This window comes from Paraburkholderia sp. 32, from assembly GCF_050435345.1.
Classification (GTDB): Bacteria; Pseudomonadota; Gammaproteobacteria; order Burkholderiales; family Burkholderiaceae; genus Paraburkholderia; species Paraburkholderia tuberum.
Genome location: NZ_JBNDKD010000003.1, coordinates 2,102,464 through 2,115,927, shown reverse-complemented (window position 1 = coordinate 2,115,927; position 13,464 = coordinate 2,102,464). Strand labels below are relative to the sequence as shown.

Sequence of the window (13,464 nt, the reverse complement as noted above, 5' to 3'; positions counted from 1 at the left end):
AGCAAATGATGAAGGCTTCCGAACTTCACCAGAAAGATCAGGCCGCGCTCAACAAGGAGCTGTCGGACCTGTTGAAGGCGCAATTCGGCCTGCGCATGCAACTCGCGACCCAGCAGCTCACGAACACGAGCCAGCTGAAGAAGGTCCGTCGCGACATCGCGCGTGTGCGGACCGTCCTGACTGAGAAGGCGAACCAGAAATGAACGATAGCGTAAAAACCTCGCTCAAGCGGACGCTGGTCGGCAAGGTCGTCAGCAACAAGATGGACAAGACGGTTACCGTGCTGGTCGAGCACCGCGTGAAGCACCCGATCTACGGCAAGTACGTCGTGCGGTCGAAGAAGTACCACGCGCATGACGACGCGAACACGTACAACGAGGGTGACCTCGTTGAAATCCAGGAAACTCGTCCGATTTCGAAGACGAAGGCTTGGGTTGTGGCTCGCCTGGTCGAGGCTGCTCGCGTCATCTAATGTCGCAAAGCTGTAGAAGTAGTTGAAATCGCAGTAAGTTTCGCTTGCAAGACCGAGATTATTTGATATAATTTCGGTCTTCCCTCTTTGTGGGAGCCCCGTCGCGGGCGAAGTTGGTGGGGGAAGCGGTTCGGGCGCCAGCCCAGACCGAAGGATTCACCGGATTGCGATGGCGGGTTTCGTTTGCCGTCGCTGCTGTTCTAACCCAAGCAGCCGATCGGCTGACGGGACCAAGACTGACCGGGAAGCGCCATGGTGGCGTGACCGGATTAAGTTGGGAAAGATAAACCATGATCCAGACCGAAACTCGGCTTGAAGTGGCCGACAACACGGGTGCACGTGAAGTCATGTGCATCAAGGTGCTCGGCGGCTCGAAGCGTCGTTATGCCAGCATTGGCGACATCATCAAGGTGACTGTCAAAGAGGCAACGCCGCGCGGGCGCGTGAAGAAAGGCGAAATCTACAACGCCGTGGTGGTTCGCACCGCCAAGGGCGTGCGTCGTCAGGACGGCTCGCTGATCAAGTTCGACGGCAACGCGGCTGTGTTGCTCAACACCAAGCTCGAACCGATCGGTACCCGTATTTTTGGGCCTGTCACGCGCGAGTTGCGTAGCGAACGATTCATGAAGATCGTTTCGCTGGCGCCTGAAGTGCTGTAAGGAGTCGCGATGAACAAGATTCGCAAGAGTGACGAAGTTATCGTCATCACCGGCAAAGATAAGGGCAAGCGTGGCGTGGTGCTGGCCGTTCACGGCGAGACCGTGACTGTCGAGGGCATCAACCTCGTCAAGAAGCACGTCAAGCCGAACCCGATGAAGGGTACGACGGGCGGCGTGGAAGCCAAGACGATGCCGCTGCAAATTTCGAACGTCGCATTGGTGGACGCGAATGGCAAGCCATCGCGTGTAGGCATCAAGGTCGAAGGGGGCAAGAAGGTCCGTTTCCTGAAGACGACCGGTGCCGTACTGAGCGCCTGACGCTGCGGAGTAAAAAATGGCTCGTTTGCAAGAGTTTTACAAAGAGAAGGTTGTACCCGGCCTCATCGAGAAGTTCGGTTACAAGTCCGTGATGGAAGTGCCGCGCATCACCAAGATCACCCTGAACATGGGCCTTGGCGAAGCCGTTGCTGACAAGAAGATCATCGAAAACGCCGTTGGCGATCTGACGAAGATCGCGGGCCAGAAGCCGGTGATCACGAAGGCACGCAAGGCAATCGCTGGCTTCAAGATCCGTCAGGGCTATCCGATCGGTGCAATGGTCACGCTGCGTGGCCAGGCAATGTACGAATTCCTGGACCGTTTCGTGACGGTTGCGCTCCCCCGTGTGCGCGACTTCCGTGGCGTGTCGGGCAAGGCGTTCGATGGTCGCGGCAACTACAACGTCGGTGTGAAAGAGCAGATCATTTTCCCCGAAATCGACTACGACAAGATCGACGCACTGCGTGGGCTGAACATCAGCATCACGACGACTGCGAAGACTGACGACGAAGCAAAGGCTCTGCTCGCCAGCTTCAAGTTCCCGTTCAGAAACTGAGGTTACCGTGGCTAAACTGGCACTGATCGAACGTGAAAAGAAGCGTGCTCGCCTCGCCGCCAAGTACGCTCCCAAGCGTGCAGCATTGAAGGCAATCATTGGCGATACGAGCAAGTCGGAAGAAGAGCATTACGCAGCACGCCTGGAACTGCAGCAACTGCCGCGAAACTCTAACCCGACCCGTAAGCGCAACCGTTGCGCAATTACCGGTCGTCCGCGCGGCACGTTCCGTAAATTCGGGCTGGCGCGTAACAAGATTCGCGAAATCGCGTTCCGCGGCGAGATCCCTGGCCTGACCAAGGCGAGCTGGTAATAGGAGAAACATAAATGAGCATGAGTGATCCTATCGCCGATATGCTGACTCGCATCCGCAATGCGCAGATGGTCGAGAAGGTTTCGGTGACTATGCCCTCGTCGAAAGTCAAGGTTGCGATTGCGCAGGTCCTGAAGGACGAAGGTTATATCGACGATTTCGCAGTGAAGTCCGAAGGTGCGAAGTCGGAATTGAACATCGTGTTGAAGTATTACGCTGGCCGTCCGGTCATCGAGCGCATTGAACGCGTCTCGAAGCCTGGTCTGCGTGTGTACCGCGGCCGTAACGACATCCCCGTGGTCATGAATGGCCTGGGCGTGGCAATCGTGTCGACGCCGAAGGGCGTGATGACGGACCGCAAGGCACGTGCAACGGGCGTTGGCGGCGAAGTCATCTGCTATGTCGCTTAAGGCCGAAAGGAGAGAAACATGTCTCGAGTAGGTAAGAGCCCAATCGCGCTGCAAGGCGCGGAAGTGGCCCTGAGCGCCGACAGCATTACTGTCAAGGGTCCGCTGGGTACGATTTCGCAGGCTGCCAACAGCCTCGTGAAGGTAGTGAACGACAGCGGCACGCTGAAGTTCGAGCCGGTCGATGAAAGCCGCGAGGCGAATGCGATGTCGGGCACGATGCGCGCGCTGGTTGCGAACATGGTGCACGGCGTGACGAAGGGTTTCGAGCGCAAGCTGACGCTGGTTGGCGTCGGTTACCGCGCACAAGCGCAAGGCGACAAGCTGAACCTGTCGCTGGGTTTCTCGCACCCGGTGGTGCACCAGATGCCGGCTGGCGTCAAGGCAGAAACCCCGTCGCAAACCGAAATCGTGATCAAGGGGATCAACAAGCAACAAGTCGGTCAAGTCGCTGCAGAAGTGCGCGGCTACCGTCCGCCGGAGCCCTACAAGGGCAAGGGCGTGCGTTACGCCGATGAGGTTGTGATCCTCAAAGAAACGAAGAAGAAGTAAGGGTGCGCAATCATGGATAAGACTCAATCTCGCCTGCGCCGCGCTCGTCAGACGCGTATAAAGATCGCTGAGCTGCAGGTCGCGCGTCTCGCCGTGCATCGCACGAACACGCACATCTATGCGCAAGTGTTCTCGCCGTGCGGCACCAAGGTGCTCGCTAGCGCGTCGACGCTCGAAGCCGAAGTGCGTGCGCAACTGGCCGATCAATCGGGAAAGGGCGGCAACGTTGCTGCTGCCACCCTGATCGGCAAGCGCATTGCAGAAAAGGCTAAGGCTGCCGGCATCGAATCCGTCGCCTTCGACCGTTCGGGTTTCCGTTACCACGGCCGCGTGAAAGCGCTGGCTGACGCGGCGCGCGAAGCCGGACTCAAGTTCTAAGGGAAGAATTCGTCATGGCAAAGATGCAAGCTAAAGTTCAGGCTGACGAACGCGACGACGGCCTTCGTGAAAAAATGATCGCGGTTAACCGCGTGACCAAGGTCGTGAAGGGTGGCCGTATTCTCGGCTTCGCTGCACTGACCGTGGTTGGCGACGGTGATGGCCGCGTCGGTATGGGCAAGGGCAAGGCGAAGGAAGTACCGGTCGCTGTCCAGAAGGCGATGGAACAGGCTCGCCGCAACATGTTCAAGGTGCCGTTGAAGAACGGTACCTTGCAACACGAAGTGCACGGTAAGCACGGCGCATCGACGGTCCTCCTCGCTCCGGCGAAGGACGGTACCGGCGTGATCGCAGGCGGCCCGATGCGCGCCGTGTTCGACGTGATGGGCGTGCAGAACGTTGTGGCCAAGAGCCACGGCTCGACGAACCCGTACAACCTCGTTCGTGCGACGCTCGATGGTCTGCGCAAGCAGTCCACGCCGGCCGACATCGCTGCGAAGCGTGGCAAGTCCGTCGAAGAAATTCTGGGCTAAAGGTGGACACCATGTCTGATAAAACTGTCAAGGTCCAGCTCGTCAAGAGCCTGATCGGCACCCGTGAATCGCACCGTGCAACGGTGCGTGGCCTGGGCCTGCGCCGACTCAACTCGGTTAGCGAGTTGCAGGATACGCCGGCTGTGCGCGGCATGATCAACAAGGTTTCGTACCTCGTTAAGGTCATCAGCTAAGCGGCTGACCAGGACTCAAGGAGTTGATAATGGAATTGAATAACCTGAAGCCGGCCGAAGGCGCGAAGCACGCAAAGCGCCGCGTTGGTCGCGGCATCGGCTCCGGCCTCGGCAAGACCGCTGGCCGTGGTCACAAGGGTCAGAAGTCGCGTTCGGGCGGCTTTCACAAGGTTGGCTTTGAAGGCGGTCAAATGCCGCTGCAACGTCGCCTGCCGAAGCGTGGCTTCACCTCGCTGACGAAGGAATTCGTCGGTGAAGTACGTCTCTCGGATCTGGAGAAGCTGCCGGTCGACGAAATCGATCTGCTGGCTCTCAAGCAAGCCGGCCTCGTCGGCGAGCTGATCCGTAGCGCCAAGATCATTGCAACGGGCGAGCTCAAGCGCAAGGTCGTTGTGAAGGGTCTGGGTGCGACGAAGGGCGCACGTGCTGCTATCGAGGCAGCCGGTGGCTCTTTTGCCGAGTAACGCGCGAGTTAATTGCCGTCACTAGCACTTGCATCGGAGAAGGTACTTGGCTAACAGCCCGAGTCTCGCAAAACCCGGTCGCAGCGCGGCGAAGTTTGGCGATTTGCGCCGGCGAGCAGTGTTCCTGCTGCTGGCGCTAGTCGTCTACCGTATCGGCGCGCATATTCCGGTGCCGGGTATCGACCCGGACCAACTGGCGAAACTGTTCCAAAGCCAGTCGGGCGGCATCCTTGGCATGTTTAACATGTTCTCGGGTGGCGCACTTTCGCGGTTCACGATTTTCGCGCTGGGGATCATGCCGTACATTTCGGCGTCGATCATCATGCAGTTGCTGGCGATTGTTTCGCCGCAGCTCGAAGCGCTGAAAAAGGAAGGGCAGGCAGGTCAGCGAAAGATTACGCAGTACACGCGGATCTTCACGGTTGTGCTGGCGACGTTCCAGGCGTTCGGTATTGCCGTCGCTCTGGAAAATCAGCCGGGCCTCGTGATCGATCCGGGGATGGTTTTCCGCTTGACGACGGTCGTGACGCTGGTGACCGGCACGATGTTCCTGATGTGGCTGGGTGAGCAGATCACGGAGCGCGGGCTTGGCAACGGTATCTCGATCATCATATTCGGCGGTATTGCGGCGGGTTTCCCGAACGCAATCGGTGGTCTCTTTGAACTGGTGCGAACCGGCTCGATGAGCATCATCTCGGCGATTATCGTCGTCGCGCTGATTGCTGCTGTGACCTATGTGGTGGTGTTCATCGAACGCGGCCAGCGCAAGATACTTGTGAATTATGCGAAGCGGCAGGTGGGCAACAAGATTTACGGCGGCCAGTCTTCGCATTTGCCGCTGAAGCTGAATATGTCGGGCGTGATTCCACCGATCTTCGCATCGTCGATCATTCTCTTCCCGGCAACTATCCTGAACTGGTTTAGTTCGGGTTCGCGTACCAGCTGGTTCGCAGACACGTTGCACAACGTTGCCGAAGCCCTGAAGCCCGGTCAACCGGTGTACGTGTTGCTGTACGCGTTGGCGATCGTCTTCTTCTGCTTCTTTTACACTGCACTGGTGTTTAACAGCAGGGAAACGGCCGACAACCTGAAAAAGAGCGGCGCTTTCGTCCCAGGTATCCGCCCGGGCGATCAGACGGCGCGATATATCGACCGCATCCTCACGCGTTTGACGCTTGCCGGTGCGATCTACATCGTGTTCGTTTGCCTGCTGCCTGAATTTCTGGTGCTACGCTGGAACGTGCCGTTTTATTTTGGTGGAACGTCGCTGCTGATCATTGTCGTCGTCACAATGGATTTCATGGCGCAGGTGCAGTCGTACGTTATGTCGCAACAGTATGAATCGCTGCTGAAGAAAGCTAATTTCAAAGGCGGCGGCGTCCCGATGCGTTGAAAGGACTTATGGCCAAAGACGATGTTATCCAGATGCAGGGCGAAGTAATCGAGAACCTGCCTAATGCTACCTTCAGGGTGAAGCTGGAAAACGGCCATGTCGTATTGGGACACATATCCGGCAAAATGCGGATGCACTACATCCGGATCTTGCCGGGCGACAAGGTGACGGTTGAATTGACGCCTTACGATCTGTCGCGTGCGCGGATCGTGTTCCGGGCGAAGTGATTTGAAAAAAGGGTAATATCATGAAAGTGATGGCATCGGTTAAGCGCATTTGCCGCAATTGCAAGATTATCAAGCGCAAAGGCGTTGTGCGCGTGATTTGCAGTTCTGATCCGCGCCACAAACAGCGTCAAGGCTGAACGCCGCGCTTTTGCTTGCGCTTTTTGTTTGAGGAAAAACAATGGCTCGTATCGCAGGGGTTAACATCCCGAATCACCAGCATACTGAAATCGGCCTGACGGCTATTTACGGTGTCGGTCGCACGCGCTCGCGCGACATTTGCGTCGCTGCTGGTGTGGCATTTTCGAAGAAGGTCAAAGACCTGACTGACGCAGACCTCGAAAAGCTGCGTGAAGAAGTCGGCAAGTTCATCGTTGAAGGCGATCTGCGCCGTGAAACGACGATGAACATCAAGCGCCTGATGGATCTCGGCTGCTATCGTGGCGTGCGGCATCGTAAGGGTCTGCCCCTGCGCGGCCAGCGTACGCGTACGAATGCCCGTACGCGCAAGGGTCCGCGTCGTGCAGCGCAATCGCTGAAGAAGTAAGCGGAACTGACAGTTACAGGAAAACGTAATGGCTAAGGCTTCGAACAACTCCGCGGCGCAACGCGTTCGCAAGAAGGTCAAGAAGAACGTCGCCGAGGGCGTGGTTCACGTTCACGCGTCGTTCAACAACACCATCATCACGATCACCGACCGTCAAGGCAACGCGCTTGCCTGGGCAACGTCGGGCGGTCAGGGCTTCAAGGGTTCGCGTAAGTCGACTCCGTTTGCAGCTCAGGTCGCAGCTGAATCAGCTGGCCGCGTGGCGATGGAATACGGCGTGAAGAACCTCGAAGTGCGGATCAAGGGCCCCGGTCCTGGCCGGGAATCGGCGGTGCGCGCGCTGCATGGTCTTGGCATCAAGATCACCGCGATCTCCGACGTGACGCCGGTCCCGCATAACGGCTGCCGTCCGCCGAAGCGTCGTCGTATCTAAGACGCTGGTATTTCGAGCGCCTGTTCCCGCCTTGCGCGGTGGCGGGCTGCGCGTGTTATTGAATTGACTAAGCCCACCGTTCGACTCAAAGGGTTCGGACTAGCGCGAGTGGAAGCATTCGCGTGATAAATCACAGAAGGAATCAACGTGGCACGTTATATCGGCCCCAAGGCCAAGCTGTCCCGCCGGGAAGGCACTGACCTCTTCCTGAAGAGCGCGCGCCGTTCGCTCGCTGACAAGTGCAAGCTTGACAGCAAGCCCGGCCAGCACGGCCGTACCTCGGGCGCACGTACGTCCGACTATGGCACTCAGCTGCGCGAGAAGCAAAAAGTAAAGCGTATCTACGGTGTCCTCGAGCGCCAGTTCCGTCGCTACTTCGCTGAAGCAGACCGCCTGAAGGGCAACACGGGTGAGAACCTGCTGCAACTGCTCGAATCGCGTCTGGACAACGTCGTGTATCGCATGGGCTTTGGCTCGACGCGCGCTGAAGCACGTCAGCTCGTTGGCCACAAGGCAATCACGGTGAACGGCGTCGTAACGAACATCCCGTCGATGCAGGTGAAGGCTGGGGACGTCGTCGCCGTGCGCGAACAGAAGCGCAAGCAGGCTCGCATCATTGAGGCGCTGTCGCTCGCTGAGCAAGGCGGCATGCCGAGCTGGGTCGCGGTCGACGCGAAGAAGTTCGAAGGTACCTTCAAGCAGAAGCCGGAACGCAGCGACATCGCTGGCGACATCAACGAAAGCCTGATCGTCGAATTGTATTCGCGGTAATCGGATTGACGGCCGGGGCGCCCTGATTGCGTTGCGCAAGGGGGCGTCTCGGCTGTTTATTTTCAGGTTGTTACCGGTCAGCCTTATCGGTGTAACGAGCCGAGGGTATTGAAAAGGAAAACCTATGCAAACCAGTTTGTTGAAGCCCAAGATTATTGCAGTTGAATCGCTTGGCGAAAGCCACGCGAAAGTGGTCATGGAGCCGTTTGAACGCGGTTATGGCCACACCTTGGGCAACGCGCTTCGGCGCGTGCTGTTGTCGTCGATGGTGGGCTATGCCCCGACCGAGGTGACGATTGCAGGCGTCGTGCACGAGTATTCGACGCTCGACGGTGTGCAAGAGGATGTGGTCAACCTGTTGTTGAACCTGAAGGGCGTCGTCTTCAAGCTGCATAATCGTGACGAAGTGACGGTTACGCTGCGGAAGGAAGGCGAAGGCGTGGTCACGGCCGGCGATATCGAACTCGCACACGATTGCGAAGTCATCAATCCCGATCACGTGATTGCGCATCTATCGAAGGGCGGCAAGCTCGACGTGCAGATCAAGGTCGAAAAGGGCCGCGGCTATGTGCCGGGCAATGTGCGTCGTTACGGTGAAGAGTCGGCCAAGATCATCGGCCGGATCGTGCTGGACGCCTCGTTTTCGCCGGTTCGTCGCGTGAGCTACGCGGTCGAAAGCGCTCGCGTCGAGCAGCGCACCGACCTCGACAAGCTCGTGATGAACATCGAGACCAACGGTGTGATTTCGCCGGAAGAAGCGATCCGACAATCGGCGCGCATTCTGGTCGATCAGTTGTCGGTGTTCGCGGCGCTGGAAGGTACCGAAGCAGCGGCGGAAGCGCCGTCGCGCGCACCGCAGATCGATCCGATCCTGCTGCGTCCGGTCGACGATCTCGAACTGACGGTTCGTTCCGCGAACTGCCTGAAGGCCGAGAACATCTACTACATCGGCGACCTGATCCAGCGTACCGAGAACGAACTGCTCAAGACTCCGAATCTGGGTCGCAAGTCGCTGAACGAGATCAAGGAAGTTCTGGCATCGCGTGGGCTGACGCTCGGCATGAAGCTCGAAAACTGGCCGCCGGCTGGTCTCGACAAGTAAGCGGACAACTCGGTCGGGTGTGGACCCGCGAATTGCACCGCTGTACTGTACTGGCACAGGCGCGGATTTTCCTTTAAAATCCGCGTCTTGTCTTTTGTCACTACCGGCCCGTGCGCTCACTGTTTGTAGTCGATGCTGCAGAACGAGTGCGATAGAAGAGCTGGACCAAAACTTTGAACTGAAGGAATTAACATGCGTCACCGTCATGGTCTGCGGAAACTGAACCGCACGAGCAGCCACCGTTTGGCAATGCTCCGTAACATGTCCAACTCGCTGATCGAGCACGAAGTCATCAAGACCACGCTGCCGAAGGCCAAGGAACTTCGTAAAGTCGTCGAGCCGCTGATCACGCTCGGCAAGAAGCCGTCGCTCGCAAACCGTCGTCTGGCGTTCAACCGCCTGCGCGATCGTGACTCGGTCACGAAGCTGTTCGACGTGCTCGGCCCGCGCTACGCAAACCGTCCGGGCGGCTACCTGCGCGTGCTGAAGTTCGGCTTCCGCGTCGGTGACAATGCGCCGATGGCACTGGTCGAACTGCTCGACCGACCGGAAGTCGAAGAAACGGAAGTGCAAGAAGCTGAGTAAGCTTTCTGCTTCGACAAAAAGCCAGGCGCATCGCCTGGCTTTTTTGTTTTCTGCGGCGGATTTTTCATTGATAGCGAAAGCCGCTTCGCAGTGACCAAATGTCGCGGCCGCACCGCGTGGCGCCCTGCAGGGCGACAGGGCCAGGTGATACGATATCGGGATCGAAATCCTGCGCCGCCGGAGCTTGGTGTGAGTGTGAATGTGACCTTGGTGCTGACAACGGTGCCGGATGCGGCCGGCGCTCAAAAGCTCGCAGCCGACGCGCTCGCCGCTCGCCTTTGCGCGTGCGTCACCCAGCTAGGCAGCGTGCAGTCGAGCTATCACTGGCAGGGCGCGATCGAAACCGCGCAGGAAATCCAGCTGCTGTTCAAGACCAGCGCCGCTCGCGCGCTCGAACTGGAGCAATACATTCAGGCTCACCATCCCTACGGCACGCCGGAAATCCTCTCATGGCAAGCGACGGCCTCCGCCGCCTACGGCCAGTGGATCACTGCTGAAACCCAACGCCCTGTTCATGTTTAACGGTCTCGACCGGCGCGCGCGCGCTGCGCTGCGCACCGCATTCTTTCTGCTCGGCTGCGCGTTGCTCGCGCAAGTCGCCACGCTCGCGCGCGCCGCGGACGACTTCCTCGACCCGTCCGTCGCGTTCCGGTTCAGCGCGACCGAGGCCCCCGGCCAAGTCGTCGTCACCTACAAGATTGCGGACGGCTACTACATGTACCGCGAGCGCTTCGCGTTCGCGACCCGCAACGGCACGGCGACGCTTGGCGAGCCTGAACTGCCAGGCGGTCATGTGAAGTTCGATCAGACATTCAACAAGAATGTCGAGACGTATCGCAACGAGCTGACGATTCGCATTCCGGTCAAGCAGGCTGCCGGACCGTTCGATCTTGCGGTGACGTCGCAGGGCTGCGCCGACGCGGGCATCTGCTACCCCCCGATGGAGCGCGTGTACCACGTGAGCAGCGAGGCGCTGCAGCTGGCTGGCAGCGGGGCGGCGACCCCAACCGCGCAACAATCCGCCGCCACTGACGACGAACCTTGGTACGAACGCGCCACCAGCGCCGATTACGCGCAGTCGCTGCTGCAGCGTGGCGGTTTTTTTGCGATCGTCGGGCTTTATTTCGTTGCCGGCGCCATTCTGAGCTTGCTGCCGTGCTCGTATCCGATGATTCCGATTCTGTCGGCGATCATCATCGGTGAGGGAGCGCGCGTCACGCGCAGGCGTGGCTTCGCGCTGTCGCTCGCGTATGTAGTCGGGATGGCGCTCGTGTACACGGTGCTGGGTGTCGTGGCGGCACTCGTCGGGCAGAGTCTCGGCGCATGGCTCCAGAACCCGTGGGTGCTCGGCGCGTTCGGCGGGCTTCTGACGATTTTCGCGCTGCTGCTGATCGCCGGTGTGGATCTCGAACTGCCGCCGCGCTGGCGCGATCGCATGTCGAGCGCGTCAGCGGGACGCTCGGGTGGCAAATTTACGGCGGTCGCCGTGATGGGCGCGCTGTCGGCGCTGGTGGTCGGCGCCTGCATGACCGCGCCGCTTTTTGCGGTGCTCGCGTTCATTGCGCATACCGGCAACGCCGTGCTCGGTGGCGCGGCGCTGTTCTCGATGGGCATCGGGCTCGGGCTGCCGCTGCTGATCATTGGCCTCGGCGCGGGTACACTGCTGCCGCGCGCGGGCAAGTGGATGGACAGCGTAAAAGTGTTCTTTGGCGTCGTTCTGCTGGCCGCGGCGCTGTGGATTGTTTGGCCGGTGCTCGGCGGGGCGGCGTCGATGCTGTTGAGCGCCCTCTGGCTGCTGATCGCCGCGGTTGCGCTCGGCCTGTTTTCCAAGTCGGTTGCAGGCGCCTCGATATGGCACCGGCTTGGGCGGGCGGTCGGCGTCGTGATGGCGGTTTGGGCAGCCGCGCTTCTAGTTGGCCTCGCGGCGGGATCGTTGGATCCGCTGCGACCGCTGGCGGTGCTCGCGGCTCGCGTCGGCAATCAGGCGAGCATCGCGAAGGATGGCTCCAGCGCGGCCGCAACGGCGCCGCAAAGCGAATTGACGTTCGCGCCGGTACGTTCATCGGATCAGCTCGACCAGGCCGTCAAAACGGCGGCGCAGCCAGCCATGCTCGATTTTTACGCGGACTGGTGCGTGAGCTGCAAGGAGATGGAGAAATTCACCTTCAGCGACCCGCGCGTTCAGGCGAAGCTGAAGCAGATGAATCTGCTGCGCGCCGACGTCACTGCGAACAATACCGACGACCAGGCGCTGCTCAAGCGCTTCAATCTGTTCGGGCCGCCGGGGATTATTTTTTTCGATCAGGGTGGCAAGGAAGTGTTGCGGGAGGTCGGCTACGAATCGGCGGATAAATTCCTGCGCACACTGGATCGGGCGAGTGCATCGGGGGTGTAATCGAAGGCCGCGGGGCGTTGCAAGACCGCCGCTTCGCAAGCGGCAGCACAAAAAAACGGAGGCGAAACCCTAAGGTTCGCCTCCGTTTTTTTCTCGACGGCCGCGCGCTAAAGCGCGCCTGGCTTACTTCTGCGAACGCAGGATCTTCGCGGCATCCAGCGCGAAATACGTCAGCACGCCGTCCGCGCCTGCACGCTTGAACGCGAGCAGCGATTCCATCATCACCTTGTCGTGATCGAGCCAGCCATTCTGCGCGGCGGCCTTCAGCATGGCGTATTCGCCGCTTACCTGGTACACGTAGGTGGGGAACTGGAACTCGTCCTTCACGCGACGCACGATGTCCAGATACGGCATGCCCGGCTTGACCATCACCATGTCCGCGCCTTCGTTGATGTCGGCCTGCACTTCGCGCAGCGCCTCGTTGGAATTTGCCGGGTCCATCTGGTAGGTCATCTTGTTGCTCTTGCCGAGGTTCGTCGCGGAACCGACGGCATCGCGGAACGGGCCGTAGAACGCCGAAGCGTACTTCGCCGCGTACGCCATGATGCGCGTGTGGATGTGGTCCTCGCTCTCGAGCATTTCGCGGATCGCACCAATGCGTCCGTCCATCATGTCCGACGGCGCGACGATGTCGACGCCGGCTTCCGCCTGCGCACGAGCCTGCTCGACGAGGATCTCGACGGTTTCGTCGTTGATCACGTAGCCGGCTTCGTCGAGCACGCCGTCCTGACCATGGCTCGTATACGGATCGAGCGCCACGTCGGTGAGCACGCCGAGCCCCGGAAAATTCTTCTTCAACTCACGCACCGCGCGCGGGATCAGGCCCGCCGGGTTGGCCGCTTCACGGCCTTCGGGCGTCTTCAGCGAGGGCTCGATCGCGGGAAACAGAGACAACACCGGCACGCCCAGTTCGACGCACTGCCCGGCGACGCCCATCAGCAGATCGACCGACACGCGCTCGACGCCCGGCATCGACGGCACGGCTTGCCGCACGTTGGTTCCCTCGACGATGAACACGGGGTAAATCAGATCGTTGGTCGTGAGGAGGTTTTCGCGCATCATGCGACGCGAGAAGTCGTCACGGCGCATGCGGCGCGGACGGTAGTGCGGGTAGAAGCTCATGTCGAATCGAAGATCGTGGATAGGTGGAGTGGACAAATAGCACCTG

23 protein-coding genes are annotated in these 13,464 nt (G+C 59.6%); 22 read left to right on the top strand and 1 reads right to left on the bottom strand.

Going from position 1 to position 13,464, the window contains the following annotated elements; genetic code table 11:
- The first annotated feature begins 8 nt into the window (after positions 1-8).
- From rpmC to dsbD, 22 genes are all read left to right on the top strand, one after another.
- The gene (gene rpmC / locus OKW26_RS32575) at positions 9-203 is read left to right on the top strand and encodes a 50S ribosomal protein L29 (protein ID WP_007180130.1); all 195 of its coding nucleotides are present in this window, start codon (positions 9-11) and stop codon (positions 201-203) included.
- Positions 200-472, top strand: coding sequence for a 30S ribosomal protein S17 (gene rpsQ / locus OKW26_RS32570; protein WP_007180129.1), 273 nt, complete (start codon positions 200-202; stop codon positions 470-472). The genes rpmC and rpsQ overlap by 4 nt, the downstream gene beginning before the upstream one ends.
- Before the next feature lie 290 nt (positions 473-762).
- Positions 763-1,131 (top strand): 50S ribosomal protein L14, encoded by a 369-nt coding sequence (rplN, locus tag OKW26_RS32565; protein WP_006998478.1) that lies wholly within the window; start codon positions 763-765, stop codon positions 1,129-1,131.
- Between the two features lie 9 nt (positions 1,132-1,140).
- Complete coding sequence (rplX, locus tag OKW26_RS32560) at positions 1,141-1,449, top strand: 50S ribosomal protein L24 (protein WP_184035555.1); 309 nt, start codon at positions 1,141-1,143, stop codon at positions 1,447-1,449.
- Positions 1,450-1,465: 16 nt separating this feature from the next.
- Entirely contained in the window at positions 1,466-2,005 is a 540-nt protein-coding gene (gene rplE / locus OKW26_RS32555; RefSeq protein WP_090802163.1) for a 50S ribosomal protein L5, read from the top strand.
- A 7-nt stretch (positions 2,006-2,012) separates the two neighbouring features.
- Complete coding sequence (gene rpsN / locus OKW26_RS32550) at positions 2,013-2,318, top strand: 30S ribosomal protein S14 (protein WP_090802162.1); 306 nt, start codon at positions 2,013-2,015, stop codon at positions 2,316-2,318.
- Between the two features lie 14 nt (positions 2,319-2,332).
- Complete coding sequence (gene rpsH, locus OKW26_RS32545) at positions 2,333-2,728, top strand: 30S ribosomal protein S8 (protein ID WP_006052216.1); 396 nt, start codon at positions 2,333-2,335, stop codon at positions 2,726-2,728.
- A gap of 18 nt (positions 2,729-2,746) precedes the next feature.
- Positions 2,747-3,277, top strand: coding sequence for a 50S ribosomal protein L6 (gene rplF, locus OKW26_RS32540; protein ID WP_018420154.1), 531 nt, complete (start codon positions 2,747-2,749; stop codon positions 3,275-3,277).
- A 12-nt stretch (positions 3,278-3,289) separates the two neighbouring features.
- Complete coding sequence (gene rplR, locus OKW26_RS32535; protein ID WP_008923336.1) at positions 3,290-3,655, top strand: 50S ribosomal protein L18; 366 nt, start codon at positions 3,290-3,292, stop codon at positions 3,653-3,655.
- Between the two features lie 14 nt (positions 3,656-3,669).
- Positions 3,670-4,188 (top strand): 30S ribosomal protein S5, encoded by a 519-nt coding sequence (rpsE, locus tag OKW26_RS32530; RefSeq protein WP_075303262.1) that lies wholly within the window; start codon positions 3,670-3,672, stop codon positions 4,186-4,188.
- Between the two features lie 11 nt (positions 4,189-4,199).
- Positions 4,200-4,382 carry a 50S ribosomal protein L30 gene (rpmD, locus tag OKW26_RS32525; RefSeq protein ID WP_008923335.1) on the top strand — a complete coding sequence of 61 codons (183 nt, stop codon included), beginning with the start codon at positions 4,200-4,202 and terminating at the stop codon, positions 4,380-4,382.
- 29 nt (positions 4,383-4,411) lie between these two features.
- Positions 4,412-4,846 carry a 50S ribosomal protein L15 gene (gene rplO / locus OKW26_RS32520; protein ID WP_075303261.1) on the top strand — a complete coding sequence of 145 codons (435 nt, stop codon included), beginning with the start codon at positions 4,412-4,414 and terminating at the stop codon, positions 4,844-4,846.
- A gap of 46 nt (positions 4,847-4,892) precedes the next feature.
- The gene (secY, locus tag OKW26_RS32515; RefSeq protein ID WP_090802158.1) at positions 4,893-6,239 is read left to right on the top strand and encodes a preprotein translocase subunit SecY; all 1,347 of its coding nucleotides are present in this window, start codon (positions 4,893-4,895) and stop codon (positions 6,237-6,239) included.
- 8 nt (positions 6,240-6,247) lie between these two features.
- Positions 6,248-6,466: a translation initiation factor IF-1 gene (gene infA, locus OKW26_RS32510; protein ID WP_004521905.1), complete on the top strand. Its 219-nt coding sequence runs from the start codon at positions 6,248-6,250 to the stop codon at positions 6,464-6,466.
- A gap of 20 nt (positions 6,467-6,486) precedes the next feature.
- Positions 6,487-6,603 carry a 50S ribosomal protein L36 gene (gene rpmJ / locus OKW26_RS32505; RefSeq protein ID WP_004199844.1) on the top strand — a complete coding sequence of 39 codons (117 nt, stop codon included), beginning with the start codon at positions 6,487-6,489 and terminating at the stop codon, positions 6,601-6,603.
- Positions 6,604-6,644: 41 nt separating this feature from the next.
- Positions 6,645-7,010 carry a 30S ribosomal protein S13 gene (gene rpsM / locus OKW26_RS32500; RefSeq protein WP_013589830.1) on the top strand — a complete coding sequence of 122 codons (366 nt, stop codon included), beginning with the start codon at positions 6,645-6,647 and terminating at the stop codon, positions 7,008-7,010.
- A 28-nt stretch (positions 7,011-7,038) separates the two neighbouring features.
- Complete coding sequence (rpsK, locus tag OKW26_RS32495; protein ID WP_006052224.1) at positions 7,039-7,443, top strand: 30S ribosomal protein S11; 405 nt, start codon at positions 7,039-7,041, stop codon at positions 7,441-7,443.
- Positions 7,444-7,590: 147 nt separating this feature from the next.
- Complete coding sequence (gene rpsD / locus OKW26_RS32490; RefSeq protein ID WP_013090752.1) at positions 7,591-8,214, top strand: 30S ribosomal protein S4; 624 nt, start codon at positions 7,591-7,593, stop codon at positions 8,212-8,214.
- 124 nt (positions 8,215-8,338) lie between these two features.
- Positions 8,339-9,316 (top strand): DNA-directed RNA polymerase subunit alpha, encoded by a 978-nt coding sequence (locus OKW26_RS32485; RefSeq protein WP_007730697.1) that lies wholly within the window; start codon positions 8,339-8,341, stop codon positions 9,314-9,316.
- A 192-nt stretch (positions 9,317-9,508) separates the two neighbouring features.
- Positions 9,509-9,901, top strand: a complete 393-nt coding sequence (gene rplQ / locus OKW26_RS32480) for a 50S ribosomal protein L17 (protein WP_013090750.1) — start codon at positions 9,509-9,511, stop codon at positions 9,899-9,901.
- 189 nt (positions 9,902-10,090) lie between these two features.
- Complete coding sequence (cutA, locus tag OKW26_RS32475; RefSeq protein ID WP_090802155.1) at positions 10,091-10,423, top strand: divalent-cation tolerance protein CutA; 333 nt, start codon at positions 10,091-10,093, stop codon at positions 10,421-10,423.
- The gene (gene dsbD, locus OKW26_RS32470) at positions 10,416-12,296 is read left to right on the top strand and encodes a protein-disulfide reductase DsbD (protein WP_429356260.1); all 1,881 of its coding nucleotides are present in this window, start codon (positions 10,416-10,418) and stop codon (positions 12,294-12,296) included. The genes cutA and dsbD overlap by 8 nt, the downstream gene beginning before the upstream one ends.
- Positions 12,297-12,419: 123 nt before the next feature.
- On the opposite strand, the gene hemB is transcribed toward dsbD, so the two are convergent.
- Positions 12,420-13,418: a porphobilinogen synthase gene (gene hemB, locus OKW26_RS32465; RefSeq protein ID WP_429356259.1), complete on the bottom strand. Its 999-nt coding sequence runs from the start codon at positions 13,416-13,418 to the stop codon at positions 12,420-12,422.
- Positions 13,419-13,464: the final 46 nt, after the last annotated feature.

Bases quoted from the DNA above. Each gene is read 5' to 3' on its own strand.
- rpmC (WP_007180130.1), top strand. From the start codon at position 9: ATGAAGGCTTCCGAACTTCACCAGAAAGATCAGGCCGCGCTCAACAAG.
- rpsQ (WP_007180129.1), top strand. From the start codon at position 200: ATGAACGATAGCGTAAAAACCTCGCTCAAGCGGACGCTGGTCGGCAAG.
- rplN (WP_006998478.1), top strand. From the start codon at position 763: ATGATCCAGACCGAAACTCGGCTTGAAGTGGCCGACAACACGGGTGCA.
- rplX (WP_184035555.1), top strand. From the start codon at position 1,141: ATGAACAAGATTCGCAAGAGTGACGAAGTTATCGTCATCACCGGCAAA.
- rplE (WP_090802163.1), top strand. From the start codon at position 1,466: ATGGCTCGTTTGCAAGAGTTTTACAAAGAGAAGGTTGTACCCGGCCTC.
- rpsH (WP_006052216.1), top strand. From the start codon at position 2,333: ATGAGCATGAGTGATCCTATCGCCGATATGCTGACTCGCATCCGCAAT.
- rplF (WP_018420154.1), top strand. From the start codon at position 2,747: ATGTCTCGAGTAGGTAAGAGCCCAATCGCGCTGCAAGGCGCGGAAGTG.
- rplR (WP_008923336.1), top strand. From the start codon at position 3,290: ATGGATAAGACTCAATCTCGCCTGCGCCGCGCTCGTCAGACGCGTATA.
- rpsE (WP_075303262.1), top strand. From the start codon at position 3,670: ATGGCAAAGATGCAAGCTAAAGTTCAGGCTGACGAACGCGACGACGGC.
- rpmD (WP_008923335.1), top strand. From the start codon at position 4,200: ATGTCTGATAAAACTGTCAAGGTCCAGCTCGTCAAGAGCCTGATCGGC.
- rplO (WP_075303261.1), top strand. From the start codon at position 4,412: ATGGAATTGAATAACCTGAAGCCGGCCGAAGGCGCGAAGCACGCAAAG.
- infA (WP_004521905.1), top strand. From the start codon at position 6,248: ATGGCCAAAGACGATGTTATCCAGATGCAGGGCGAAGTAATCGAGAAC.
- rpmJ (WP_004199844.1), top strand. From the start codon at position 6,487: ATGAAAGTGATGGCATCGGTTAAGCGCATTTGCCGCAATTGCAAGATT.
- rpsM (WP_013589830.1), top strand. From the start codon at position 6,645: ATGGCTCGTATCGCAGGGGTTAACATCCCGAATCACCAGCATACTGAA.
- rpsK (WP_006052224.1), top strand. From the start codon at position 7,039: ATGGCTAAGGCTTCGAACAACTCCGCGGCGCAACGCGTTCGCAAGAAG.
- OKW26_RS32485 (WP_007730697.1), top strand. From the start codon at position 8,339: ATGCAAACCAGTTTGTTGAAGCCCAAGATTATTGCAGTTGAATCGCTT.
- rplQ (WP_013090750.1), top strand. From the start codon at position 9,509: ATGCGTCACCGTCATGGTCTGCGGAAACTGAACCGCACGAGCAGCCAC.
- dsbD (WP_429356260.1), top strand. From the start codon at position 10,416: ATGTTTAACGGTCTCGACCGGCGCGCGCGCGCTGCGCTGCGCACCGCA.
- hemB (WP_429356259.1), bottom strand. From the start codon at position 13,418: ATGAGCTTCTACCCGCACTACCGTCCGCGCCGCATGCGCCGTGACGAC.